Below are 24842 nucleotides of genomic sequence, written 5' to 3' on the forward strand. Positions count from 1 at the left end.
AACTTATGAATATCCTGCCTTAGTATAGAAGTACATATACTAGGGCAGGATTTTAAATTGATATGCGGAATACTGGTTTTGGAGTACATTAATATAATGATTATTTGGTGGTGTCTAGATGCAAGTAAGTATAATAATTGCAGTGTATAATCGAGCTTCACTTTTACCGGATTTACTTGAACAGTGGAAAAAAGTAGATGCACATACTAAGTATCAATATGAGCTTATATTTAGCGATGATGAATCAAGCGATCACTCGGTTGATATACTTAAAGCATGTACAGGACTTCCAATGCGTGTGCTGGAGAATAAGCATGGAGGTGCTTCGCGCGCCCGAAATCATGCTTATCAATATGCCAAGGGAGAAATCGTTATTTTCACAGGCGATGATATTTTTCCTACTTTGAATTTTGTAAATGAACATTATGAGGCATATTTAAAGAATGGAAGTGACTTTGCTACCTTAGGCTGCATTGAATGGCGCGAAGGTATCGAAATGAATCATTTAATGAAGCATATTACTGATATTGGCTGTGAACAGTTTGGATTTGTTGGGATGAGACCTTTTGAAATTGTGGACTTCCGACATTTTTATACCTCTAACATTAGTGTAGCACGTGAGAAGTTAGAACAATTAGATGGTTTATTTAGTCTCGAATTTAAAAAATACGGATTTGAAGACATTGATTTAGGATATCGCCTTTATAAAAATGGTCTACAAATCATCTACAATCCAAACGCTTTAGCTTATCATGATCATGTCTATAATGATGTTATGAAATTTTGTAACCGACAGCTATCTGCTGGTGAAGAATTAAATACATTTAAACGATTACATCCGAAGCTGAGCTTTGATGAAATTAAAGTAAATATCGACGAAGTTCATCAAAGATATACGAATTATATTACTGCGGATAAAAAGTTCGATGTTACAGCTGATATAGGCAGAATGCTAATCTACTTAATGATTCAGGGTACAAAAATTATTGAAAAAATACTCAAAAAGAGATCTTCTGCCTTTCTAAAAAAAGTATGTTCTAAATTTTATTCAATTATATTTAGTTATTATATGTATCTTGGACTTGTAATGGGTTCTGATGCTCAAGATTATGCTACACCTATTCAAGCGAAGAGATTTACATTTAATTATTTGTTTTTTGGAAAAGCGCAATTGTTTTTTGATCGTAAAAATAGGTTTAACGAGCATAATAGTGTAGTATTTCGGACGGCAGGAGCCAAAGTTATTGATCTGCATGTAGATATTCCTAAAACGGAACTTGGAAAAATTCGCTTTGATGCATTAGATAGTTTTTGTAAAGTGAAGATTTTAAAAGCGGTCGCTATTGCTGAAAATGGACAAGAGACACCAATCTATTTTGAATATACTAATGCGACGAAGCATACTGGCAATCAATATAATTTTATCGATCAAATCGATCCAGTGATTATTAGTGATGTCTTACCTGAAAATACTAAGTCGGTTTCCATAAAGTATCAAATGAATTATCTGTTGGGTAAAAGAGTCCTACTGAAATCAAAACAAGCGGGCAGATTGCTGAAAAAAGCTATAAAAAAAATTATGAATCGTCAATCTAACCATGTTCATCAACCTCAAATGATAGTTGCTGAAAAAAACGAGAGTAAAAGAAAATTATGGATTACAATTAGTCTTCCTGATCAGACAGCTGCTGAGTCGTTGGTTTCAAAGTATCAGCAAATCGTAGAGGCTTTTCCAGATATACGGATTGAATTGGATTATTGTTCTTCAAATCATTATGAGCAATATGTATATGCTTTGGAACAGATTGAAGAAGCAATGGACAGAAGTCAGTTTTTGAATGTGGTATTATGTTTGCTGGAATATAACTATGACTTTGTTTTATTGTCAAATGGATTAAGTGAATTTCCATTAATTCATGCGAAAACATTAAAAAGTGCAGTTATTCTATCTTCTAACTATTCGTATGAGTCTTTAATCAATGGAGAAGTTGAAGTGACGGGAAATTTAATCCGACTTCCAGGTGAAACAACTTTAAATGAGACTAAGGATCTTTCCACATATATCCCGTCTTTAAAGTGTATAAATAATAATTTGCTTTTTACAAAAAATCAAAAAACAATTACAGTTAGTCAAAATTTGCATCTTGAACCTACTACCCACCCTAAACCGGTTATTTTTGTGTTGCCTATATTTATGGCAGTGGGTGGAGTAGAACGAAATACCATTGAAGTGATGGAAAGGCTCAAATCAGAATATGATTTTGTAGTAATTACTTTTGAACGGCACCGGAAAGAACAGGGAAGCTTATTTTATCAAGTTGCCCGCTTAGGAATTGATTATTATGATTTTGCTGAAATTTCTGGATTTGATAATTATTTATATTTGCTCGAAAGTTTAAAAAAGATGTATCAACCTTCTTTAGTATGGATGTGCAACAGTTCGCCGTGGACAATGGATAACAACACATCATTGCGCAAAACGTTTAATGACATTCCTATTGTTATGCAAGACGTATATGATTATAAATACGGTTGGATTGAATATTATGATCAGCCTGCTATCCATGCATATGACCGCTTTATTGCAATTAATAAAAAGATTGAAGACAAATTTATTGATACGTACGGTATCTCTGCTGCAGATATTGATCTAGTTTACCCAGCTGCGGATACAGATAAAGTGAAAAATATGAATGAGGAACTTTATTCAAGAGAAGATGTATTAAAAAAGTTTGGTCTTAATCCAGAACGTATGCATTTTGCATTTATTGGTCGATTTACAGAGCAAAAGCAGCCTCTTAAAATGTTGAAATTAGCTAAATATATTGTTGAAAACTATGATAATATCGATTTTGTAATGGTTGGAGATGGTGAGCTTTCAACAGAGGTGGACCATTTTGTGAAAGAATATAAATTAACAGGAAGAGTTCATCGAATTAAATACATCGCAGATGTATTTCAATTTGTTAAATCAATAGATGCACTCTTTATCGCATCTATTTATGAGGGATTGCCAATTGTTACGATTGAAGCTATGTGTGTAGGAACACCTATTTTTGCAACTGATGTAGGAGATATTGCACTTTTCGTTGAAGAGCAACAGTCCGGATTGATTTCACGTCAAGATGATGTTAACAGCCTTACAAAAGCAATTGATGTGTTTTATGCTAATCTTAAAATGTATAAGCAAAATTCGATGATGCATACTCAAGATAATATTGAGTTCTTCTCATCGGCTAGAGCAGCAAGACTTATGAATGACTCTTTCAAAAAGGCTTTACAAAAGTATCGGTAACCGGCATTTATTAAAGGAGAGTTTGCATTGAATATGATTCGAGAGGTATGGAATTATAGACATCTCTTAATGAATATGTCTAAAAGTGACTTTAAGAACAGATACTCAGGTTCTTATTTTGGGGTTATATGGGCGATCATTCAACCGCTAATGACCATTTTGATTTTCTGGTTCGTCTTTCAGGTTGGATTTAGAGCCCAACCGATTTCAAATGTACCATTTATTTTATGGCTATGCGCAGCCATCATACCGTGGAACTTTTTTACGGATGCAATCATTAACGCAACAGGCGCATTTACTAATTATTCTTTTGTTGTTAAGAAGCTCGTTTTTAAAATTGCATTATTGCCATTAGTCAAGGTATTGGCTTCGTTCTTTTTAAATATTGCATTTAATTTACTTTTGATTTTAATTTATAGTTTATATGGTGACTTTCCAGGTATTCATTTACTCAGTATCATATACTTTAATATTTGTTTGACTGCATTAATTACTGTGTTGGCTTATTTTTTATCTACACTGAATGTTTTTTTTAGAGATACAACACAAATCGTAGGTATCTTTTTACAGTTTGGTATCTGGTTGACACCCATCATGTGGCAAGAATCAGTTATTCCTGAAAGCTTTCGATGGATTGTTAAGTTAAATCCTATCTATTACATTATTAATGGTTATAGGGATGCACTAATCAATAGAGTATGGTTTTTTGAGCACCCATTACAAACCCTCTATTTCTGGGGTGTGACGGCAGTTATTGGTATTATATCCTTTTTCTTTTATAAGAGAATGAAGTCTCATTTTGCAGATGTATTATAAAATAATACATTCAAGCTAAGAGCAGTACATGGAGCAGGAGGTTTTGGTCTTGGAAGAATGTCTTATTGATATCCAGGATGTTACGAAAATATATAAATTATATAAACAACCTATGGATCGCGTGAAAGAGGTACTTAGCTTAACTCAAAAAAAGTATCATAAAAACTTTTATGCAGTTGATAAAGTTTCCTTAAGTGTAAAACGAGGAGAAACGGTAGGAATCATCGGTAAAAATGGTTCTGGAAAATCAACACTTTTAAAAATGATTGCTGGCGTGCTATCACCCACTGAAGGAAAAGTAGAGGTCAATGGTAACGTTTCTGCTTTATTGGAATTAGGAGCGGGATTCAACGGAGATCTTTCTGGCTTAGAAAATATCTATTTGAATGGTACATTGCTTGGATATAGCAAAGATTATGTGGACAAAAGTATAAAAGCTATTCTTGAATTTGCAGATATTGGCGATTTTATTTATCAACCTGTAAAAACATATTCAAGTGGTATGTTTGTTCGACTTGCATTTGCAATTGCTATAAATATTAATCCGGAAGTTCTTATTGTTGATGAGGCTTTAAGTGTAGGTGACATGCGTTTCCAACAAAAATGCTATCGCAAAATCCGTGAAGTGAAAAAGACAGGTACTGTCTTGTTTGTTAGTCATGATACAGGAGCACTGGCAAGCTTCTGTGATCGCATCATCTGGATGGATGAGGGGAAAATTTTTAAAGAAGGTCGTCCAGACAAAATTCTTGATGAATATCAGGCTTTTATGAGCTATGACATCAAAGAAATGCAGTCGGTTACAACATATAGTAATGTAACAGTGGAAGGACAAGAAGAGGAAACTCATGATTTGTTATCAGGTGTTACCAGAGCTAAAGCATTTGGTAATGGTGATGGAAACTTTGAGATGGTTCGGTTGATTCATTCTGATACGGGTAAAGAGTCTACTGTTGTAGCTGGCGGGGATCCTATTTCAATCGATTTTAAAATTAATATCAATAAAACTGTAGACATGCCTATTTTTGGTTTTACACTTAAAGATGCATTAGGAAATGCAGTTATTGTATCCAATACGCATTTTGAGAAAGTCCATATTTCTCCATTGATTGAGGGCAATACCTATCACTATCAATTTCAAATGGTATTTCCTCATTTAAGAAGCGGTAAATATTCTTTAGATATTGCACTAGCCACTGGAACTTATCAGGCTCATGAACAGATACAGTGGATTAATGATGCGCTAGTTATTGTAGTTAAAGATCCGCAACCGTATCAAGAAGGTAGAGGATATTTAGTTCCTAAAGATATAAAATTCTGTCCAATTCAATAAAAGGGAGTTTAAAATATTATGTTTTTTAAAAAAAAGCCCTCCATTGAGCAGCATGAGAAAATTTCAGTTGTGATTCCATTGTATAATCATGAAAAATATATTGAAGAAGCGATCGATAGCGTATTGAAACAAACCTACAGTAATCTAGAATTGATTATTATCGATGATGGCTCTAAAGATAATTCTGTACAGGTTGCTCGCAAATTCAATGATTCAAGAATTACAATTATTACTCAGGAAAATAGAGGGGCACATAATACAATTAATCGTGGACTGGATATAGCCTCTGGAAAATATCTTACTGTTTTGAACTCAGATGATTACTATGAAAAAAATAGATTAGAAAAATGTATTCAGTTTTTAAGAGAACATCAGGATGTTCATCTGGTTTGTTCATACATTAAAGTCATTGATGATAAGAGTAAGAAGCTTGGTATTAAGCAAGGCTGGAAGAATATGGAGCCTTGGGCGGTTCCTAATCGTCACCTTTCTTTTGCATCTACAAACGATTTCTTGAAAAACTTGCTCATGTCCAATTTTATTTCTACTACAAGCAATATGGTATTCACACGTAAACTGTATGAGTCCATTGGTGGTATGCGTAATCTCCGTTTTGCTCATGATTGGGATTTTGCGTTAAGAGCAGCAGAATATGGAAAATGCGCTATAATTGAAGAACCGCTTATGGGTTATCGGATTCACGGAACGAATACGATCAGTACAAACAGAAAACATATGTTGTTTGAAATCTGCTGGATTTATGCTGCACATTTAGATCGTTTTGAAGGAACAGCTATTTTTAACGGTAACCCGATTGAGGATTTGCAGAGTATGGCAGAATCAATGAATTTACAAAATAATGATAAGTTACTATGGTTGTTGCGTTCTTATCTAAATGCGGCCAAGAAAAAAGGAGAAATAGAGCCCGAACTGCAGTTTTTAGATAATCAGGAGTTGCGAGAATCTCTTTTTAGATATATCAACGAATAGAAATTCTAAGTTAATACAGGATGGTATGACTATAGACAGCCCTTTATCTTTCAATATCCGAGCAAAGATTATAGTATAATCAGCACGGTATAATTGAAATAAAGGGCTATCCTTTCGATAAGCTTTATCGGCAATAATATATTAATCTGGAACCCTGACTGGGAGGATTGCAAAAAGAATGGCGACTCAAAAAAATGTTGCACGTACAATCATATTTGGCATTATAGGTACATTATTACTATATGTTTTTTTATCATTAATATTATGCGGTAGAATTGTAATGGAAGCCCCCCGTTTTTCCAACGAATTGGCAATAACACAGAGTGATTTGAAGTCTACACTTAAAGACTTTAAAGATAATAATAATGTGTTGACTGCAACCTCGAATGATCCATGGATTGAAATAAATTTCAATCAAACCTTACATCCCGAAAAAATACAAATAAGCATATCTAATTTGAGCGTAGATAGTTCTTTTGCACAAATCTATTATTCAAACAAAGAAAATGATTTTTCCGAAGGTAAATATGTTGAATATACATTAAGAAATGGGATGAATGAAATTTCTTTTTCTGATCATCCTTCCATCAAAAGCCTACGTCTAGACTTAACAAATCAGACAGGCGTCTCCTTGCAAGTAGACTCTGCTCAATTTGTACTTGATCCTAAAATAACGCTATTTTGGATCTTTTTCTTAATTATGTTTATTGTGTATATAGCTATTTTATATAGTATCCATCGTTCGGTTCGTTCTGATTCTACTATATCTGTAACAGAATCGCTTTTTTCCTGGTCAGTCTATCGACAGGAATATAAATTGTTCATCTGGAGCTTTATTATTGGCGTTTTATATTATCTTCCTTATATTACAAATACGCTTTACTCCATAGATGATTACTATCTTGATCAGTTATATAACATCAACATTGACACATTAGGTTATAATTTTCATTCTACAGGAAGATATACACAGGCCATTTTAGCACAACTATTTTATTATATGAATATCCAGCCATTGACTAAGCCATTAGGACCGTTATTATTCATTGCGGCTCTGTCATTATTAGGAATTTGCTTAACTCGCCTTCTGAAAATAAACTCATTTATTTTGTCACTAAGTATAGTTCTATTGCTTGTAACGAATCCGTTTTTCGGTGAAATTTTTCACTATAGTATTGTTCCTGCTTACAGCGCTTTTGCTGTTTTGGCTCTGGCAGGTGGTGTGGCATTTGGACATAAATATAAAAATAACAAAAGATTTATTTTTGGATTTTTATCAATCGTCTTTTATATCATCTCTCTTACGACATATCAGATTTTTTACCCGATCGTATTTATTGTATTTCTATACAATCTTATCATGCCATCAACATTGCATATTTCGAAACGTAAAAATGCTGATATGTATGTAGAAGAAGAGCCTATATTAGAAAAATTAATCCCAATCTTAATGTACGGTGCTGCTTTTGTAATATATTCCATATTACTCAAAATTGTATTTTTCTTTTGGCCACCACAACTCGCCTACTCTGGAAACAATATAGGGCAATTATTATATAACTTTACTCATATGCCTTACTGGATTAGTATTTTTGGTAATATTAATCGTTTTTTACTTGAAAATAATCCATTTAATTCTCAGCTTATTAATTTTTTATTATGGGGTATTTTCTTTACGATTTTAGCAGCTTATGTTACGTTCAATGGTATGCTTGCAAAAATCTCGCTTACTAGATTATTAAATGTATCTATTCGTTTATTTATATTAGCTTTTATTGGATTAGTAGCTTGTTTAGGATTCTCTTTACTGCGACCAGAAGAGATTTCCTCTAGATCATTTACAGCATTCGGACTTTATCAAGCAGTATTGCTCCTAACTGTTTATAGTATTGTTACTATCCTTAAGATGAAGCCAAGGTATCGTAAAATATTGGTTTCGGCTATGATCATTATTATTCTTGTTGGAAATATTGGAAGGATTGGAAGGAGTGCACTTGATCAACATAGACTGAATAGTATGGAAAATAGTCTTGTTACTCGAATTGTAGAGCGTATGGAAGCTAATAAAGACTTTACACCTAATTCACGTCTAGTCATTTCTGGAACTGCTAATTTAAATTCGATATCTTATACGACATTTGGAGATTATAATGTACCTGCATCACAGCAGTTTTCTAAAGTGTTTTTGTTTAATGAAGTCACAGGATACAGTTTTCAGCAACCAACGCCAGAAGATATAGAAAAAGCTAATCAATTACTAGAAGGTATGAAGGGCTGGCCAGATCAGACATCGATCAAAAATGAGAATGGGGTATTTATCATCAAGTTGAATTGATTGATCAATTGATTAGGGCAACCTGTTACATTTGCATCAACGGTATCAAATTTATAGTTTGTGTAGTAATCTATTTATATTAATTTTAACAGTGGGATGATATTTAAATAATTTACTACCTGTGGGGGACCAATGAATAATAATGCCTTTTTGAAAAATGAGAGTGCTTTGTTTGATATTCAGGAGCTTGGTGACAGCAGAGGTGCACTGGCTGTAGTAGAGTCGATGAAAAATATTCCGTTTGATGTTAAACGTGTCTTTTACATTTATGGTACAGCAGAAGGTATTCGAAGAGGCTTTCATGCGCATCATAAAACAAGACAGGTTTTGATCAGCGTATCAGGGAACTGCAAAGTTCATTTAGATAATACAAAACGTAAAAAAGAAGTACTACTTGATCACCCAACCAAGGCTTTATTGCTTGAGCCTAATGATTGGCATGAAATGTATGATTTCTCACCAGATTGTGTGCTGCTGGTGCTAGCTTCTGAATTGTATCAAGCAGAGGATTACATTCGAGATTACGATCAATTTATTGAGGTGTATGGTTCATGAGTAATTATTTCGTACATTCGCATGCTCTTGTAGAGACAGAGCACATCGGTAAAGATACGCGTGTATGGGCATTTGCTCATATTTTACCTGGTGCAGTGATCGGGGAGAATTGCAATATTAATGACCACACCTTTATTGAAAATGATGTAGTGCTAGGGGATAATGTAACAGTTAAGTCAGGCGTCTATATTTGGGATGGTATTACGGTTGAAGACAATGTGTTTATTGGCCCTAATGTAACATTTACCAATGATTTAAAGCCGCGCTCCAAGCAATATCCAGATGCCTTTTTAAAAACGAAAATTGAGGAATGGGCTTCGATTGGAGCTAATGCAACTATTATAGCCGGTCATACCATTGGTAAATATGCGATGATTGGTGCAGGATCGGTTGTGACGAAGGATATTCCCAACAATACGCTATGGTTTGGGAATCCAGCTCAGTTTCGCGCTTACATTTGTAATTGTGGTGAGCAACTTAATGAGGAGCTTACATGCTCGAAGTGTGGTACAGCATACACATTAGTCGATGGTGTAATTGAACAGGCAAATAATCTACAAGGAAACAAGGTGCAGAGATGATACAATTTTTGGACTTGAAAAAAATCAATTTAAGACATGAGAAGGCTATTCAGGATAGTGTTACCGGAGTGCTTCATTCGGGCTGGTACATACTTGGTGAACAGGTGAAAAGCTTTGAAGCTGAGTTTGCAGACTACTGCGGTACTCGTTACTGCCTTGGTGTTGCTAATGGTCTGGATGCACTCGAGCTTATTATTCACGCTTATGGGATTGGTCCTGGAGACGAAGTGATCGTTCCATCCAATACGTATATCGCATCGATTCTTTCCATTTCTGCAAATGGAGCAACGCCAGTACTGGTTGAACCTGATCCGCAAACGTACAATATTGATCCTGCCAAGATTGAAGAGAAGATTACAGCTAATACAAAAGCAATTATGGTTGTGCATTTGTATGGACAATCCTGCAACATGGCTCCTATTCGTGAGCTGGCAGACAAGCATAATCTGAAGGTGATTGAGGATTGTGCACAGTCCCATGGTGCGATATATGAAGGAAAGCGTGCTGGTAATCTTGGCGATGCTGCCGCGTTCAGCTTCTATCCAGGCAAAAATCTAGGTGCGCTTGGTGATGCGGGTGCGATCACAACGAACGATGAAGAATTATATACAAAATTGTATGCGCTGCGTAATTATGGCTCTCATAAAAAGTATGAGAATCTTTACAAGGGCTACAATAGCCGTTTAGACGAGTTTCAGGCGCCTATTTTAAAAGAAAAGCTCAAATATTTGGATGCTGATAATGCCTATCGTCGTGAGATTGCAGATTACTACCTGGAGCATATTCAGAATCCGCTGATTACGCTTCCTGTTGTAGAAAATGCTCCAGAATCTCATGTATGGCATGTATTTGTCATTCAAGTTGAAGATCGTGCTGCCTTTATGCAGTATATGACAGAAAATCAAGTGCAAACGATCATCCACTATCCAATTCCGCCACATCACCAGCAAGCGTATGCAGAATGGAAGGATCAATCGTATCCGATTTCGGAGAATATTCATAATCATGTGGTGAGTATTCCGATTAGCCCGGTCATGCCGAAGGAAGAAGTTATGAAAGTGGTGGAAGTCATTAATGAATACGGGAAAAATTAAGTTTTCGATTGTAGTACCGATTTATTTTAATGCGCTCAATATTCCACATACTGTACCCAGATTACAAAAGCTACAGGAATTATTACCTGATTGTGAGCTTGAGTTTGTATTTGTGGATGATGGCTCCAAAGATAATTCGTTTCAGCTATTGCTAGAAGCGAAGCAGCAGGATGAGCGTATCAAAGTCATCAAGCTAAGCCGTAACTTTGGTTCCATGTCTGCGATTCAAGCTGGTTTGCAATATGCTAGTGGAGATTGCATTGGCGTAATCGCTGCCGATTTACAGGATCCACCAGAGCTGTTTGTCGATATGATCAAGGAATGGCGTAATGGTAAGAAAGTAGTTCTGGCTACACGTTCTGATCGTGAAGAATCGCTTTCTCAAAAAATGTTCTCGAATTCCTATTATTATCTCCTGGAGAAGTTCGCGCTCAAGGATTATCCGAAAGGCGGATTTGACTTCCTGCTGGTTGACAAGCAGGTTGCTCAGGAAGTAATTGATATCGGTGAAAAGAACACCAATGTCATGAGCTTGATCTACTGGCTAGGTCATGATCGTGAATATTTCCCCTATGTACGTGAAGAAAGAAAATTAGGTAAATCACGCTGGACGATGTCCAAGAAAATTAAGTTGTTTATCGACTCTTTTGTTAGCTTTTCGTATATGCCGATTCGATTCATGTCTGCATTAGGAGTCATTACAGCATTACTTAGCTTTTTATATGGTGTTTACGTTGTCGTTGGTGCACTATCTGGATGGATTCCAATTCAGGGCTGGACAACCATTATTGCGCTCATTACCTTTTTGCTAGGTATTATTATGGTGATGCTCGGTATTATCGGAGAATATTTATGGAGAATACTGGATGAAAGTCGTAATCGACCTTCGTTCATTGTAGATGAAGTCTATGAATAAACCATTTGTTAAATATCTGCTCAGTGGCGGCTTTAATACGCTAGTGACGTATCTGCTGTACTTATTGTTGCTCAATGTGATGAATTATAATTTCTCCTACTCGATTTCGTATGTGGCAGGTATTTTATTGTCCTATTACTTGAATTCAGTATTTGTATTTCAAGAGAAAATCTCGCTACGTAAATTCATCAAGTACCCTATCGTATATGTAGTGCAGTATTTGATTAATCTATTGTTGCTTAATATACTTATTGAGTATGCGGGCTTATCCTCGAAAATTGTACCTATTATAGCGATCGTGGTTACGATCCCTATCACGTTTGTATTAACCAAATTTATTATTAAAGGAAAATGAACGGAGGCTTTTTAATATGAAAGGTATTATTTTGGCGGGTGGAACAGGTACAAGACTGTATCCACTAACAAAAGTAACGAATAAACATCTTCTTCCTGTTGGTAAATATCCAATGATTTTTCACTCGGTGCAAAAGCTCAAGCAGTCGGGTATTCAGGATATTTTGATCGTAACAGGTAAGGATCATATGGGCGATGTGGTTAACCTTCTGGGTAGTGGTCGTGAAATGGGCGTCACATTTACATACAAGGTTCAGGATGAAGCAGGCGGGATTGCTCAAGCGCTTGATCTGGCTGAGCAGTTTGTTAATGGCGATCAAATGGTAGTTATCCTTGGCGATAATGTATTTGCAGATGATATCTCTCCATTCGTGCAAAATTTCCGCGAGCAGAAAAATGGCGCCAAGCTGCTGTTACAGCAAGTACAAGATCCGCAACGTTTTGGTGTAGCTGAGCTTGAGGGAGAGCGTATCGTTTCAATCGAAGAAAAACCGAAAAATCCGAAAAGTGACTATGCGGTAACAGGCATCTACATGTTTGATAGCCGTGTATTCGATATTGTTAAAACATTGAAGCCATCCGATCGTGGTGAGCTTGAAATTACAGATGTAAATAATGCCTATATCGCTAGCGGTGAATTGTCGTTTGATATTTTGCAAGGCTGGTGGACAGATGCAGGAACTCACGCATCTCTAGCAAGAGCCAATGAGCTGGCACAAGATATCGTCTTTGGCGAAGAGTTTGGCAAGCTCAAACTGTAAGGAGGAAATCATGAAAGCGACTGCTCTTAAACTAGAAGGTGCAACATTGCTTGAACCGATTATTCATGGCGATAACCGGGGATTTTTTATGGAAAGCTACAATGAGCAAGTGATGAATGAGCTGGGAATCAATTATCGGTTTATTCAAGATAATCATTCATTATCTGTAGAATCTGGAGTGCTGAGAGGTCTTCATTACCAATTGAATCCCAAAGCTCAAACGAAAATCATTCATGTCATCGCTGGAGCGATTTATGATGTAATTGTCGATGTGCGTAAGGATTCAGATACATTTGGACAATGGATGGGCTTTATACTGAGTGAAGATAATAAGCGTCAGTTGCTTGTTCCTCAAGGCTTCGCACACGGCTTCTGTACACTGGTAGCTAATACTCAGGTCATTTATAAAGTGGATCAATATTATTCGCCAGAGCATGATCGCGGAATTCTCTGGAATGACCCTGAGCTTGGTATTGATTGGCCGATCTCTGATCCTATTTTGTCAGAGAAGGATAAAAAGCATCCTTTACTGAAGGATGCCGAATTGAATTTTTAAGTTCAAGATGAATTTTAAATAAAATGATGAATAAGATTCAGCAACTCTGCTGAATCTTATTCACTGATAATAGGAGGAACATTTATGAAATTACTCGTTACCGGTGGTGCCGGCTTTATCGGTAGTAACTTTGTTTTGTACATGCTGCGTGAGCATCCAGAATACCAGATCATCAATGTAGATGCATTAACATACGCAGGTAATCTAGAAAACCTTAAAGCGATTGAAGGCAATCCGAACCATACCTTTGTGAAAGCAGATATCGGCGACAGTGCCAAAATGGATGAACTGGTGGCGCAAGGCGTAGACATTATCGTTAACTTTGCAGCTGAGTCTCACGTGGATCGCAGCATTTTGGAGCCAGACGTATTTGTAAAAACAAACGTACTGGGTACTCAAGTACTGCTGGATGTAGCGAAAAAGCATAATATCACCAAATTTGTACAGGTATCTACAGACGAAGTATACGGTACACTGGGTGAAACTGGCTTGTTTACAGAGGAAACGCCTCTGACACCAAATAGCCCGTATTCCGCAAGTAAAGCAGGCGGCGACCTGCTCGTGCGTGCGTATCACGAAACATTTGGCTTGCCAGTGAACATTACACGTTGCTCGAATAACTACGGTCCATTCCAGTTCCCGGAGAAGCTGATTCCACTCATCATCTCTCGTGCACTGGCGGATGAGGCATTGCCGGTATATGGTGACGGTCTGAACATTCGTGACTGGCTGTATGTAGAAGATCATTGTAGCGCGATTGATCTGGTTATCCATGAAGGTAAAAACGGTGAAGTGTACAACATCGGTGGCAACAACGAACGTACGAATATCCATATCGTAAAAACGATTCTGGAGCAGCTGGGTAAACCAGAATCACTGATCAAATACGTAGAAGACCGTCCAGGTCACGACCGTCGTTACGGTATCGATCCAACGAAAACAATGAACGAGCTGGGCTGGAAGCCAAAACATAACTTTGAATCCGGCATCAAAGCAACGATTCAATGGTATCTGGATAATAAAGACTGGTGGACGCGTATTGCTTCGGGTCAATATCAGGAATATTATCAGCAGCAATACGGTAGCCGTCTGGGTGAAAAGTAATGAAGGTACTTGTTACCGGCGCATCCGGTCAGCTTGGTATGGATATGGTTGCTGTGCTACAGCGTAAAGACCACCATGTTATGGGCTGTAATCGCAAGCAGCTGGATATTACGAATCTGGAGCAATGTCAGCAGGTTATTGGCGAATTTGCTCCGGATGTGATTATTCACTGTGCAGCTTATACGGCGGTAGATGCAGCGGAAAGTGATGTGGATGGCGCATATCTGGTCAATGCTATAGGTAGCCGTAATATGGCCGTTGCCGCTGAAGCAGTGGGCGCAAAGATCATTTACATCAGTACGGATTATGTATTTGATGGTCAGGGCGAACATCCTTACTATGAATACGATAATACAGATCCGCAGGGAATCTACGGTAAGTCAAAGCGTGCAGGTGAGATACTTACACAAACCTTATCGAGTCGCTATTTTATCGTGCGTACTTCATGGGTGTATGGCTTGCATGGCAATAACTTTGTGAAGACGATGCTCAAGCTGGGTCAAGAAAAGCCTGAACTGAAAGTCGTTCATGATCAGAAGGGTTCTCCCACGTATACTGTGGATCTTGCAGAGTTCCTATCGGAATTGATGCTGACAGAGAAGTATGGCATTTACCATGCTTCCAATAGTGGAGCTTGCACATGGTATGAGTTTACGCAGGAGATTTTTGCACAGGCGAAGCAGATTCTTGATGCACAGATACAGGCGAGTCTGGAGCCTTGTACGACAGCAGATTTTCCGCGTCCGGCGCCACGTCCAGCTAATTCGGTGATGGAGCATATGTCGATTCGTACGAATGGATTTCAAGATATTCGGCATTGGCGTGAAGGGTTGAGTGCTTTTTTACAAGAATATAATCAGCATTTGAACGCATAATAGTTAAACATGTATTTATGATTATGCTCAAAATGATAGGGATTCAGTTACATCCTGAATCAATGATGCAGCACCTTCTACGATCGTAGAGGGTGTTTTTTATTGGACTTCAATGGAAAAGTGTTAGTTTAACATGTGAATAGGATCAAGCTATTAGCAAGAAGGTGTTTCTGTTAAAATAAACGTATCAATGAAAGTTTACTAACATGGACAACTGAATGGAATGGAGTCATACAATGCCTAATAACACGTTACAGGTGCTAATGTCTACCTATAATGGAGAAGTATACATAGAGGAACAATTGAATAGTATTTTTGAGCAAAGTCATGCTGCGATTAAGGTGCTAATACGTGATGATGGATCGAAAGATAATACGGTTGCGATTGTGCGTCAATACATGATTCAATATCCAGAACACATCGAGCTGATTGAAGGAGATAATGTAGGTGTTGTTCGAAGCTTTTGGATATTAATGCAGCATGCTGATCGTAAAGTTGGCTATTTTTGTTTTTGTGATCAAGATGATGTGTGGATACAAGATAAAACGAGTAGAGCTATTCAAAAAATGAGCGAATTGGAATGGAGTAAGCAAGGCTCTGAACAAGTGCCCGTTATGATCTGTACAGCCACACAATTGACTAATGAACAATTAGAGCCTACAGCGATATGGCCTGGTCCCCTGGCTAAAGAGCCTTCTTTTTATAATGCACTTATTCAGAATATTGCAGTCGGTGCTACGATGTGTTTCAATCGTCGAACCCTAGAGTTGGTTTTAGATAACGGAATAGATATCGAACTGAATCACGTACAGATGCACGATTGGTGGATATATTTGATCGTGTCTGCTTTAGGTAATGTATACTTCGATCCATCTCCCTCAATCTTTTACAGACAACATAGCAATAATGCAGTTGGCGGCGAGGCTACCATTGCGGAGAAAATGAGGAAAAAATGGAGGAGCTATCGCAAGCATAAGAACCAGAAGCTACTAGTTAAACAAGCTATGGAGTTTAAGCGCATATATGGTGATTGTATAATTAATATGGATATGCTCGTGCAATTAGATGCATTTATTGCGCCTAGACGTAGTTGGATCGAGCGTTTTCGCTATTTGAGAATTTGTCGATTGTATCGTCAATCTTTACCAGAAAACTTGCTATTTCGTTTTTTAATTATGAATGGATACATTTAATTTGAATATGAGATGGATTTTTAATGATGGCTACTTGTGAGAAACATACACATCGTACAGTATGTAGATGCTATCTGTAACATTCAGAAATTTTCTTCTTACATTATCTTGAAATTAACTTTTAACCTCTATCTATGCTATAATGCGTGTAGAATGAAGTGAATTCCGTAAACGTCGTTATTTCGCTTTTTCTTACGGGCTAAAGAAGACCAAATTACGATTAAATATTATATGCGTATTTCAAGGCAGGAGCGTTACTAATGGATGTTAGTGTTTTAATTCTTAACTATAATACATGTCAGCTTACACTGGACTGCATCGCCTCGGTATATCGTTCAGCAACAAAGTATGCTTACGAGATTATCGTTGTAGATAATCATTCTACCGACGATTCCACCGTACGTATTCCAGCGACTTATCCCAATGTTGTCTTTATTGCGAATCCCGATAATGGTGGATTTGCCAAGGGTAATAACATTGGTATGAAGCTGGCGCAGGGACGATATACATTGCTGCTTAATTCCGACACCATCGTAGAACCGGACACACTGGAGACGATGGTGTCTTTTATGGACAGCCATCCGCGTGCAGGTGCAGCTGGATGCAAAATTATTTTGCCGGACGGTTCGCTGGATAAGGCGTGCAAGCGTGGATTCCCGACGCCATCGGCCTCCTTTTACTATGCCTTCGGATTATCGAAGCTGTTTCCAGACAATCCGAAGTTCAACGGGTATCAGCTGGGCTACCTGAGCCCGGATGAGTGCTACCAGGTCGACTCGCTGGTCGGTGCATTCATGCTGGTGCGTCGGGAGGTCATCGAGCAGATCGGTGGGCTGGATGAAGAATTTTTCATGTATGGTGAGGATATTGACTGGTGCTACCGCATTAAGGAAGCGGGCTGGGAGATTCATTACCGCGGAGATACCTTCATCGTGCATTATAAAGGGGCAAGTAGTCGCCGCAAGCCGTTTAAAATCATCTATGAGTTTCATCGGGCGATGTGGCTATTCCACCGTAAGCATTATCGCAAACGGTATTCATTTATTACCAATGGCGCTGTCTATGCAGGGATTGGCGTGAAGCTAACCTTATCGCTTATTCAAAATAAACTATTACGCCCGGCCAAAGCGCCGGCAGCCGAAACAGAAAGGAGAGTTCATTCGTGATCCGCAAAAATCAGCGATTTTTGACCCGTTTATACATTTTGGCGGATTTCTCGGTGATTCAGATTTCCTTTTTGGCAGCCTGGTTGCTCAAGTTTCAATTCGATATTTTCCCGTATGATAATTCACCGGAAGGATACGGCGCACTGCCGATTGAAACGTACTGGATGTGGAGCTTAATCTATGCTGTTATCGCGGTATTGATTGGGACGATGAGTAGCTTATATTCACCTAAGCGTAAAAAGCGCTTTGCAGATGAGCTGCTCAAAATTACACAGACGCATGCCGTCAGCATCTTTGTACTGCTTGGTGCGTTATTCTTCGTAAAAGAAGTTAATATTTCGCGTTACTATCTGTTAACGTTTATGATTTTGAATCTGTTGTTCATTATGGCCTATCGTTATGTGATTAAGCTTGGATTGAAGCGTGCACGTCAGAAGGGCTTCAACAAGCAGTTTGTGCTCATCCTGGGCGCTGGTTCACTGGGTAAACGGTTCTACGACAATCTGATGCAGTATCCTGAAATGGGCTATGAAATTGTCGGCTTTCTCGATGACTATCGGAAATTCGATAATATTGAGCTGCGCAAATATAAGCCTGTGCTGGGGAAGATTGACGAGCTGGGACAAAAACTACAATCGATGATGATTGATGAGGTCATTCTTGCACTCCCCTTAGATGCACATGATAAGTATCCATGGATTATTGCCGAGTGTGAAAAAGCAGGTGTGCGTACGCTGATCATCCCTGACTTTTTCGATTATTTGCCAGCACGTCCGTACTTCGATAATTTTGCCGGCATGCCAATGATTAATGTACGCGATATTCCACTGGATATTGCAGCGAATCGCATTTTCAAGCGTGCCTTTGATATTGCCTTCTCTTTAGTCGCGATTGCGATTACGTCTCCGATCATGCTGGTAGTCGCGATCGGTGTAAAGCTAACCTCGCCAGGACCTATCATTTTCAAGCAGGAGCGAGTCGGACTTAATCGTCGAAATTTTATGATGTTCAAGTTCCGCTCGATGCGTGTTATTCCTGAGGGACAGATCGACACAGGCTGGACAACCGCCAATGATCCACGTAAAACGGCCTTCGGCTCCTTCATTCGGCGTACGAGTTTGGATGAACTGCCACAGTTTTTCAATGTACTGATTGGCGATATGAGCGTCGTTGGGCCACGCCCGGAGCGTCCATATTATGTAGAGCAATTTCGTGAAGAAATTCCTAAATATATGGTCAAGCACCATGTACGCCCAGGTATTACCGGTTGGGCGCAAAGCAATGGCTTACGTGGTGACACCTCCATCGAGGATCGAATCAATCATGATATTTTCTATATTGAGAACTGGTCGCTATTATTCGATATCAAAATTATTTTCAAAACGATCCGCAACGGTTTCGTTAATAAAAACGCATATTGATTGCTCAACATAATAAAAATGTCCTGCTTGCTCAAGTAGGGCATTTTTATTTGTTCGCATAATATACGAACAGAACATTGACACTCTACACTGCCTATCATAGACTTAATTTGAAGGTTGTAGAAAAGACGGAGGAATACCATTGAGAGACGAAATAATAGCGTGGCGCCACGTATTCAAGCTTGACCCGGATCGGTTCATATCAGATGAGGATTTAGACCAGATTTGTATGTCTGGAACCGATGCGATTATGATCGGTGGATCATCTGGTGTGACCTATGATAATACTGTAGACTTGATGTCACGCGTACGTCGCTATGAGCTTCCGTGCGTGCTAGAGGTATCTGATCTGGAGGCGGTGGTACCCGGCTTTGATCTGTATATGATTCCACTCGTATTGAATACAGAGGATAGTCGCTGGATGATTGGGCAACATGTACAGGCGATCGAGCAGTATAGCCACCTGATTCCATGGGAATTGATCGTGCCAGAAGGGTATATTGTGTTACATGCGGATTCTACCGTAGCACGGTTAACTGGGGCACTTACTGAGCTAGAAGCTGATCGAGCTGCTGCCTATGCGCAGGCGGCAGAGCATTTATTGCGTTTGCCAATTGTATATATTGAATATAGCGGTCGCTTTGGCGATATGGAGCTGGTTGCTGATATTCGTAGAGTGACTCGTGAAGCGCGTGTTTTTTATGGCGGCGGAATTACAGATGCCGAGACTGCACGTCTAGCGGCAAGCCATTGCGATACGATTATCGTAGGCAACAGCCTGTATAGCGATCTGAAGCAAGCTCTTACAACAGTGGCTGCTGTGAAAGGCTGAATAAGCGTCTACAGATGAATCCGATTATTCTTTTTGCAAATTAGCAATATCTTCAACGCTCGAACTATTTTCAGGATATGTATCCATTCTAATTTAATTACTCTATTCATCATTCTACTATGATCCATTCCAGACAGACATGTACCTAGCTGATGCCTGTGTGCTAGTCTGACTTTTCCTGCATAAGACTGATCGACTTTACCGAATTTATGGGTTTGATTTGAAAGGAGCAATACAACACAATGACGATGATTAACATCAAGGACGCGATTAACCGTCTAAATCCAAGACAGAAAGAGGCGGCACTGGCAACAGACGGCCCCCTCCTGATTATGGCTGGTGCAGGTAGTGGGAAGACACGCGTGCTTACACACCGCATTGCTCATATTATCGATGCTCGCAAGTCAGCACCATGGGGCATTTTGGCGATTACATTTACGAACAAAGCGGCGCGTGAGATGCAGGAGCGTGTATCTCAGCTGGTTGGTCCAGAGGGACGCGAGATCTGGGTATCCACATTTCACTCGATGTGCGTGCGCATTTTGCGTCGTGATATCGAGCGCATTGGCTTTACGTCTAGCTTTTCGATTCTTGATTCCGGGGATCAGCTATCTGTCATTCGTTCCTGCATGAAGGATCTGAATATGGATACGAAAAAGTTTGAACCGAAGACCGTACAATCGATGATCAGCGCAGCCAAAAATGAACTGGTCACTCCTGAGCAATACGAGCGCAAAATCGGAGATTATTTTGAAGGTATTGCCGCTAAAGTATATACGATGTACCAGCGTCGTCTGCGTGCAAATAACTCGCTCGACTTTGATGATCTGATCATGACGACGATTCAGCTGTTCAAAGAAGTACCAGAAGTACTGGAATTTTATCAGAAGAAATTCCGCTATATTCATGTCGATGAGTATCAGGATACAAACCGTGCACAATATATGCTTTGTAAAATGCTGGCGGATGCTCATCATAATATTTGCGTTGTCGGTGATAGTGATCAGTCGATCTATCGCTGGCGTGGAGCGGATATTACGAATATTCTTAATTTTGAAGAGGACTATCCCGAAGCGAAAACAATTCTGCTGGAGCAAAACTATCGTTCCACCTCGAATATTTTGAGTGCTGCCAATGAAGTTATCGGCAACAATAGCGGTCGTAAGCCGAAGAAGCTGTGGACAGACAAAGAAGGCGGCGCCAAGATTAAAGTCTATCGTGCGGATTCGGAGCATGATGAAGCTTATTTTGTAAGCTCCGAAATTCATAAAAGTGTGAAAACAGGACGTCCTTATCAGGATCATGCCATTTTGTATCGTACGAATGCACAGTCACGGGTTATAGAGGAAGTGCTGATCAAATCAGACATCCCTTACCAGATTGTCGGCGGCATCAAGTTCTATGATCGTAAAGAGATCAAGGACCTGCTCGCCTATCTGCGTCTGCTATCCAATCCAGACGATGATATTAGCCTCACGCGTATTATCAATGTGCCAAAACGTGGTATCGGTGATACGAGTGTAGCGAAGCTTGCTGCGGCAGCGGGTGAACGTGGAATTTCAATTTTCAAAGTACTGGAGATCGTGGATGATCTGGGTTTTGCTGGACGTACACGCAATGCGATGGTGGAGTTTTACGATATGATCGCTGCATTGCATCAGATGGTAGACTATCTCTCTGTTACCGAGCTGACGGAAAAGATTCTGGAAATGTCTGAATACCGCGTAGAGCTGCAACGTGAGAATACACTCGAATCCAAAGCGCGTGTGGAGAATATCGAGGAGTTCCAATCGGTAACGATGGAATTTGAGAAAAATAATGAAGACAAATCGCTAATTGCCTTCCTGACCGATCTAGCGCTGATTGCAGATATCGATACGATGGGCGACAAGCCTGAGGAGCAAGAGGATGCGGTCGTATTGATGACGATGCACAGTGCCAAAGGATTGGAGTTCCCAACCGTATTCATTATCGGTATGGAGGAAGGTGTCTTCCCGCATAGCCGTGCATTCATGGATAATGATGAGCTGGAGGAGGAACGTCGCCTTGCTTATGTAGGGATTACGCGGGCAGAGAAGCAGCTATTCCTGTCCTGTGCGCAGATGCGTACACTGTTTGGTCGTACAACAGCGAACCCACCGTCACGTTTCCTGGAAGAAATTCCAGATGAATATAAAGAAGACACACGTGTAGCAACGAATAACTTTAGACGTGGCGCTTCTGGCAATAGCTATGGTAATGGTTCACGCGGTTTTGGTGGCGGTGGTAGTAACTTTGGCAATCGTCGCGAATCGTCGGCAGCGTTTGGTAGTGGTTCCTCTGCGCGCGCTGTACCTCGTAGCACACCAGCTTCGTCTGGCGTTACGGTGACTACAGGCAAAGGAACACCAACTCCAGCTGCAAGTGGAGATGGCAGCTATCAGGCAGGCGACAAGGTTTCACATGGTAAATGGGGAATCGGCACCATTGTAGCTGTCAAAGGCACAGGAAATGACATGGAGCTGCAAATTGCCTTCCCTGCACCTGTAGGCTTGAAGCGTCTACTAGCAGGCTTTGCACCGATCACCAAGGTGGAGTAATGATGCGTAGCAACATGAATACATGAAGCTAGATAGTCTGGCGAGTTTGCCGGATAAACGAGCTTCGTTTATATGAATAAATACTATAGGCGGCTGATGATACAGCCGCCTTACATACCATGAACGGGAGAGATGCGCATGGATCCGATGAAGGAAATGGAGAAGCTAGTCGCTGATCTGAATAATTACAATTATCATTACTACACACTGGACGAGCCGTTAGTTGAGGACAAAGACTATGATGCTCAATACGATCGTTTGCTACAGCTGGAGCAGGAAAGTGGGATGGTATTACCTGATTCGCCTACTCAGCGTGTTGGCGGTGAGCTGCTCAAGGGATTCACCCCGCATCGTCATCTGGCGCCACTGTGGAGCCTGGATAAAGCGCAAAATCTCGAAAAGCTATCCAGCTGGCATACGCGTGCTCGCAAGCTAATCGGTGATTATAACGAAAAGAATCCGGATCAGCCGCTACCCGAGCCTTCCTATGCGGTAGAATTGAAGTTTGATGGACTCACCCTTAATCTAACTTATGAAAATGGTCGACTCGTACAGGCATCCACACGCGGAAATGGTGTCGTTGGCGAAGGGATTTTAGAGCAGGTGAAGACGATTCGCTCTGTACCACTATCGATTCCATTTACAGAAGGCAAGCTTGAGGTGCAGGGAGAGGGGATCATGCACCTGTCTGTACTTGAAGCTTATAATGCTGCTGCAACTGAAAAAGATAAGCTCAAAAATGCGCGTAATGCTGCCGCTGGGGCACTACGCAATCTGGATCCGCGTACGACAGCCAAGCGGAAGCTGAATGCTTATTTTTATAACATCGGCTATACAGAAGGAGTTCGTTTTGAAAATCAGCAGGAGATGATGCAATTTTTACGGGATAATCATTTCCGTGTGAATCCGGCTGTATCCTATTTCGATAATTTTGATGATGTGATTGCTCGCTTGGAAGAGATTCAGCAGGAGCGTAGCGGTTTGGATTATCTGATCGACGGAGCTGTGGTAAAGCTGACTGATATGCGTACTCGTGAGGTACTGGGGTATACAGATAAGTTCCCTCGCTGGGCGATCGCGTATAAATTCGAAGCTGAAGAAACGAGTACCATTTTGGAGTCGGTATCCTGGAATGTTGGACGTACAGGGAAAATCACACCGTTAGCACGTGTGGAGGCAGTCGAGCTGGCAGGGGTAACGGTTCAGAACTGTACACTCAATAATATCGGCGATATTGAACGTAAAAATCTAAAATTTGCTCTTGGCACAAGAGTCTATATTCGACGCTCCAACGATGTAATCCCAGAGATTCTGGGTAAAGTGTCAGAGGAAAATGACGGAGAAGAGATTATCTTCCCAGAACAATGTCCATCCTGCGGCTTCCCGTTGGAGCAGCGTGGTGCTCATCTGTTCTGTAACAATCGCTTTGGCTGTGAACCGCAAATTGTAGCTCGGATTACGCATTTCGCTTCACGAGATGCAATGGATATCGAGACCTTTAGTATTAAGACAGCAACGCAGCTGCATAATGAGCTGAATGTGCGTGAGCCAGCCGATCTGTACACGTTGCAATTTGACGATCTATCCAAGCTGGAGCGCTTTGGCGAGCGCAAGGCCAATAATTTATTACAAGCGATCGAAGATAGCAAAACCCGTGATCTCGCTTCGTTCCTGTATGCATTGGGAATTCCGAATACAGGTAAAACGACAACACGGATGCTGGCAGAGCATTATCGTGATCTGGATAAAATCCGTACAGCTACTGTAGAGGAGCTAGTTGAGCTACCGGATGTAGGCTCGATTGTAGCGGAGAGTATTGTTGAGTTTTTCGCTGATCCATTTATGCTGGCTGGCATTGATAAAATGCTAAACCTTGGCGTACAGCCGCAAGTTCCAGAAGCACTTGCCGTTATCGTGAGTGAAGATTCCTATTTTAATGGCAAAACCGTAGTGCTAACCGGCACATTGCAGACGATGACGCGCGATGAGGCAGCATTACGCCTGGAACAGCTCGGTGCCAAAGTAACCGGCAGTGTATCCAAAAAGACCGATATCGTTATCGCTGGCGAAAAAGCAGGCAGCAAGC

General features: G+C 39.9%; 20 protein-coding genes (1 of these 20 running past the window's edge). All 20 read left to right on the forward strand.

The genetic code is table 11. The features are described 5' to 3' along the window. Positions 1 to 118: 118 nt before the first annotated feature. The gene (locus tag SK066_RS03685) at positions 119 to 3295 is read left to right on the forward strand and encodes a glycosyltransferase (RefSeq protein WP_320543686.1); all 3177 of its coding nucleotides are present in this window, start codon (positions 119 to 121) and stop codon (positions 3293 to 3295) included. A gap of 33 nt (positions 3296 to 3328) precedes the next feature. Continuing rightward, a complete protein-coding gene (locus tag SK066_RS03690; RefSeq protein WP_320544793.1) occupies positions 3329 to 4111 on the forward strand; it encodes an ABC transporter permease in 783 nt (260 codons plus the stop codon). A gap of 28 nt (positions 4112 to 4139) precedes the next feature. Continuing rightward, the gene (locus SK066_RS03695; protein WP_320543687.1) at positions 4140 to 5444 is read left to right on the forward strand and encodes an ABC transporter ATP-binding protein; all 1305 of its coding nucleotides are present in this window, start codon (positions 4140 to 4142) and stop codon (positions 5442 to 5444) included. Positions 5445 to 5462: 18 nt separating this feature from the next. Next, positions 5463 to 6434, forward strand: a complete 972-nt coding sequence (locus tag SK066_RS03700; protein WP_320543688.1) for a glycosyltransferase — start codon at positions 5463 to 5465, stop codon at positions 6432 to 6434. Positions 6435 to 6612: 178 nt separating this feature from the next. Further along, on the forward strand, positions 6613 to 8769 hold the full coding sequence (locus SK066_RS03705) for a glucosyltransferase domain-containing protein (RefSeq protein WP_320543689.1): 2157 nt from the start codon (positions 6613 to 6615) through the stop codon (positions 8767 to 8769). Positions 8770 to 8901: 132 nt separating this feature from the next. Beyond that, positions 8902 to 9324 carry a sugar 3,4-ketoisomerase gene (locus SK066_RS03710; protein ID WP_320543690.1) on the forward strand — a complete coding sequence of 141 codons (423 nt, stop codon included), beginning with the start codon at positions 8902 to 8904 and terminating at the stop codon, positions 9322 to 9324. Continuing rightward, positions 9321 to 9905, forward strand: coding sequence for an acyltransferase (locus SK066_RS03715; RefSeq protein ID WP_320543691.1), 585 nt, complete (start codon positions 9321 to 9323; stop codon positions 9903 to 9905). The genes SK066_RS03710 and SK066_RS03715 overlap by 4 nt, the downstream gene beginning before the upstream one ends. Further along, complete coding sequence (locus SK066_RS03720; RefSeq protein ID WP_320543692.1) at positions 9902 to 10999, forward strand: DegT/DnrJ/EryC1/StrS family aminotransferase; 1098 nt, start codon at positions 9902 to 9904, stop codon at positions 10997 to 10999. The genes SK066_RS03715 and SK066_RS03720 overlap by 4 nt, the downstream gene beginning before the upstream one ends. Further along, positions 10980 to 11915, forward strand: a complete 936-nt coding sequence (locus SK066_RS03725; protein ID WP_320543693.1) for a glycosyltransferase family 2 protein — start codon at positions 10980 to 10982, stop codon at positions 11913 to 11915. The genes SK066_RS03720 and SK066_RS03725 overlap by 20 nt, the downstream gene beginning before the upstream one ends. Next, positions 11908 to 12270 (forward strand): GtrA family protein, encoded by a 363-nt coding sequence (locus SK066_RS03730; protein ID WP_320543694.1) that lies wholly within the window; start codon positions 11908 to 11910, stop codon positions 12268 to 12270. Before SK066_RS03725 ends, SK066_RS03730 begins: the two co-directional genes overlap by 8 nt. Positions 12271 to 12286: 16 nt before the next feature. Next, the gene (locus SK066_RS03735; protein WP_320543695.1) at positions 12287 to 13030 is read left to right on the forward strand and encodes a sugar phosphate nucleotidyltransferase; all 744 of its coding nucleotides are present in this window, start codon (positions 12287 to 12289) and stop codon (positions 13028 to 13030) included. Positions 13031 to 13040: 10 nt separating this feature from the next. Continuing rightward, positions 13041 to 13586 carry a dTDP-4-dehydrorhamnose 3,5-epimerase gene (gene rfbC / locus SK066_RS03740; protein ID WP_320543696.1) on the forward strand — a complete coding sequence of 182 codons (546 nt, stop codon included), beginning with the start codon at positions 13041 to 13043 and terminating at the stop codon, positions 13584 to 13586. An 84-nt stretch (positions 13587 to 13670) separates the two neighbouring features. Continuing rightward, positions 13671 to 14690 (forward strand): dTDP-glucose 4,6-dehydratase, encoded by a 1020-nt coding sequence (rfbB, locus tag SK066_RS03745; protein WP_320543697.1) that lies wholly within the window; start codon positions 13671 to 13673, stop codon positions 14688 to 14690. Then, complete coding sequence (gene rfbD / locus SK066_RS03750) at positions 14690 to 15565, forward strand: dTDP-4-dehydrorhamnose reductase (protein ID WP_320543698.1); 876 nt, start codon at positions 14690 to 14692, stop codon at positions 15563 to 15565. Before rfbB ends, rfbD begins: the two co-directional genes overlap by 1 nt. Before the next feature lie 236 nt (positions 15566 to 15801). Next, the gene (locus SK066_RS03755) at positions 15802 to 16758 is read left to right on the forward strand and encodes a glycosyltransferase family 2 protein (RefSeq protein WP_320543699.1); all 957 of its coding nucleotides are present in this window, start codon (positions 15802 to 15804) and stop codon (positions 16756 to 16758) included. A 260-nt stretch (positions 16759 to 17018) separates the two neighbouring features. Continuing rightward, positions 17019 to 17924: a glycosyltransferase family 2 protein gene (locus SK066_RS03760; protein WP_320543700.1), complete on the forward strand. Its 906-nt coding sequence runs from the start codon at positions 17019 to 17021 to the stop codon at positions 17922 to 17924. Then, the gene (locus SK066_RS03765) at positions 17921 to 19345 is read left to right on the forward strand and encodes an undecaprenyl-phosphate glucose phosphotransferase (protein WP_320543701.1); all 1425 of its coding nucleotides are present in this window, start codon (positions 17921 to 17923) and stop codon (positions 19343 to 19345) included. Before SK066_RS03760 ends, SK066_RS03765 begins: the two co-directional genes overlap by 4 nt. A 142-nt stretch (positions 19346 to 19487) precedes the next feature. After that, positions 19488 to 20177 carry a heptaprenylglyceryl phosphate synthase gene (gene pcrB / locus SK066_RS03770; RefSeq protein WP_188774061.1) on the forward strand — a complete coding sequence of 230 codons (690 nt, stop codon included), beginning with the start codon at positions 19488 to 19490 and terminating at the stop codon, positions 20175 to 20177. Between the two features lie 242 nt (positions 20178 to 20419). After that, positions 20420 to 22756 (forward strand): DNA helicase PcrA, encoded by a 2337-nt coding sequence (gene pcrA, locus SK066_RS03775; protein WP_320543702.1) that lies wholly within the window; start codon positions 20420 to 20422, stop codon positions 22754 to 22756. Between the two features lie 138 nt (positions 22757 to 22894). After that, positions 22895 to 24842, forward strand: the 5' portion of a protein-coding gene (gene ligA / locus SK066_RS03780) for an NAD-dependent DNA ligase LigA (protein WP_320543703.1). It continues 77 nt past the right edge of the window; 1948 of the gene's 2025 nt are visible here — the first part of the coding sequence; its start codon is at positions 22895 to 22897; the stop codon falls past the right edge of the window.

The sequence above is a fragment of the Paenibacillus hunanensis genome (assembly GCF_034055775.1).
Classification (GTDB): domain Bacteria; phylum Bacillota; class Bacilli; order Paenibacillales; family Paenibacillaceae; genus Saccharibacillus; species Saccharibacillus hunanensis.

Coding starts and splice junctions, on each gene's coding strand:
- SK066_RS03685 (WP_320543686.1), top strand. CDS start 119: ATGCAAGTAAGTATAATAATTGCAGTGTATAATCGAGCTTCACTTTTA.
- SK066_RS03690 (WP_320544793.1), top strand. CDS start 3,329: ATGATTCGAGAGGTATGGAATTATAGACATCTCTTAATGAATATGTCT.
- SK066_RS03695 (WP_320543687.1), top strand. CDS start 4,140: ATGGAGCAGGAGGTTTTGGTCTTGGAAGAATGTCTTATTGATATCCAG.
- SK066_RS03700 (WP_320543688.1), top strand. CDS start 5,463: ATGTTTTTTAAAAAAAAGCCCTCCATTGAGCAGCATGAGAAAATTTCA.
- SK066_RS03705 (WP_320543689.1), top strand. CDS start 6,613: ATGGCGACTCAAAAAAATGTTGCACGTACAATCATATTTGGCATTATA.
- SK066_RS03710 (WP_320543690.1), top strand. CDS start 8,902: ATGAATAATAATGCCTTTTTGAAAAATGAGAGTGCTTTGTTTGATATT.
- SK066_RS03715 (WP_320543691.1), top strand. CDS start 9,321: ATGAGTAATTATTTCGTACATTCGCATGCTCTTGTAGAGACAGAGCAC.
- SK066_RS03720 (WP_320543692.1), top strand. CDS start 9,902: ATGATACAATTTTTGGACTTGAAAAAAATCAATTTAAGACATGAGAAG.
- SK066_RS03725 (WP_320543693.1), top strand. CDS start 10,980: ATGAATACGGGAAAAATTAAGTTTTCGATTGTAGTACCGATTTATTTT.
- SK066_RS03730 (WP_320543694.1), top strand. CDS start 11,908: ATGAATAAACCATTTGTTAAATATCTGCTCAGTGGCGGCTTTAATACG.
- SK066_RS03735 (WP_320543695.1), top strand. CDS start 12,287: ATGAAAGGTATTATTTTGGCGGGTGGAACAGGTACAAGACTGTATCCA.
- rfbC (WP_320543696.1), top strand. CDS start 13,041: ATGAAAGCGACTGCTCTTAAACTAGAAGGTGCAACATTGCTTGAACCG.
- rfbB (WP_320543697.1), top strand. CDS start 13,671: ATGAAATTACTCGTTACCGGTGGTGCCGGCTTTATCGGTAGTAACTTT.
- rfbD (WP_320543698.1), top strand. CDS start 14,690: ATGAAGGTACTTGTTACCGGCGCATCCGGTCAGCTTGGTATGGATATG.
- SK066_RS03755 (WP_320543699.1), top strand. CDS start 15,802: ATGCCTAATAACACGTTACAGGTGCTAATGTCTACCTATAATGGAGAA.
- SK066_RS03760 (WP_320543700.1), top strand. CDS start 17,019: ATGGATGTTAGTGTTTTAATTCTTAACTATAATACATGTCAGCTTACA.
- pcrA (WP_320543702.1), top strand. CDS start 20,420: ATGACGATGATTAACATCAAGGACGCGATTAACCGTCTAAATCCAAGA.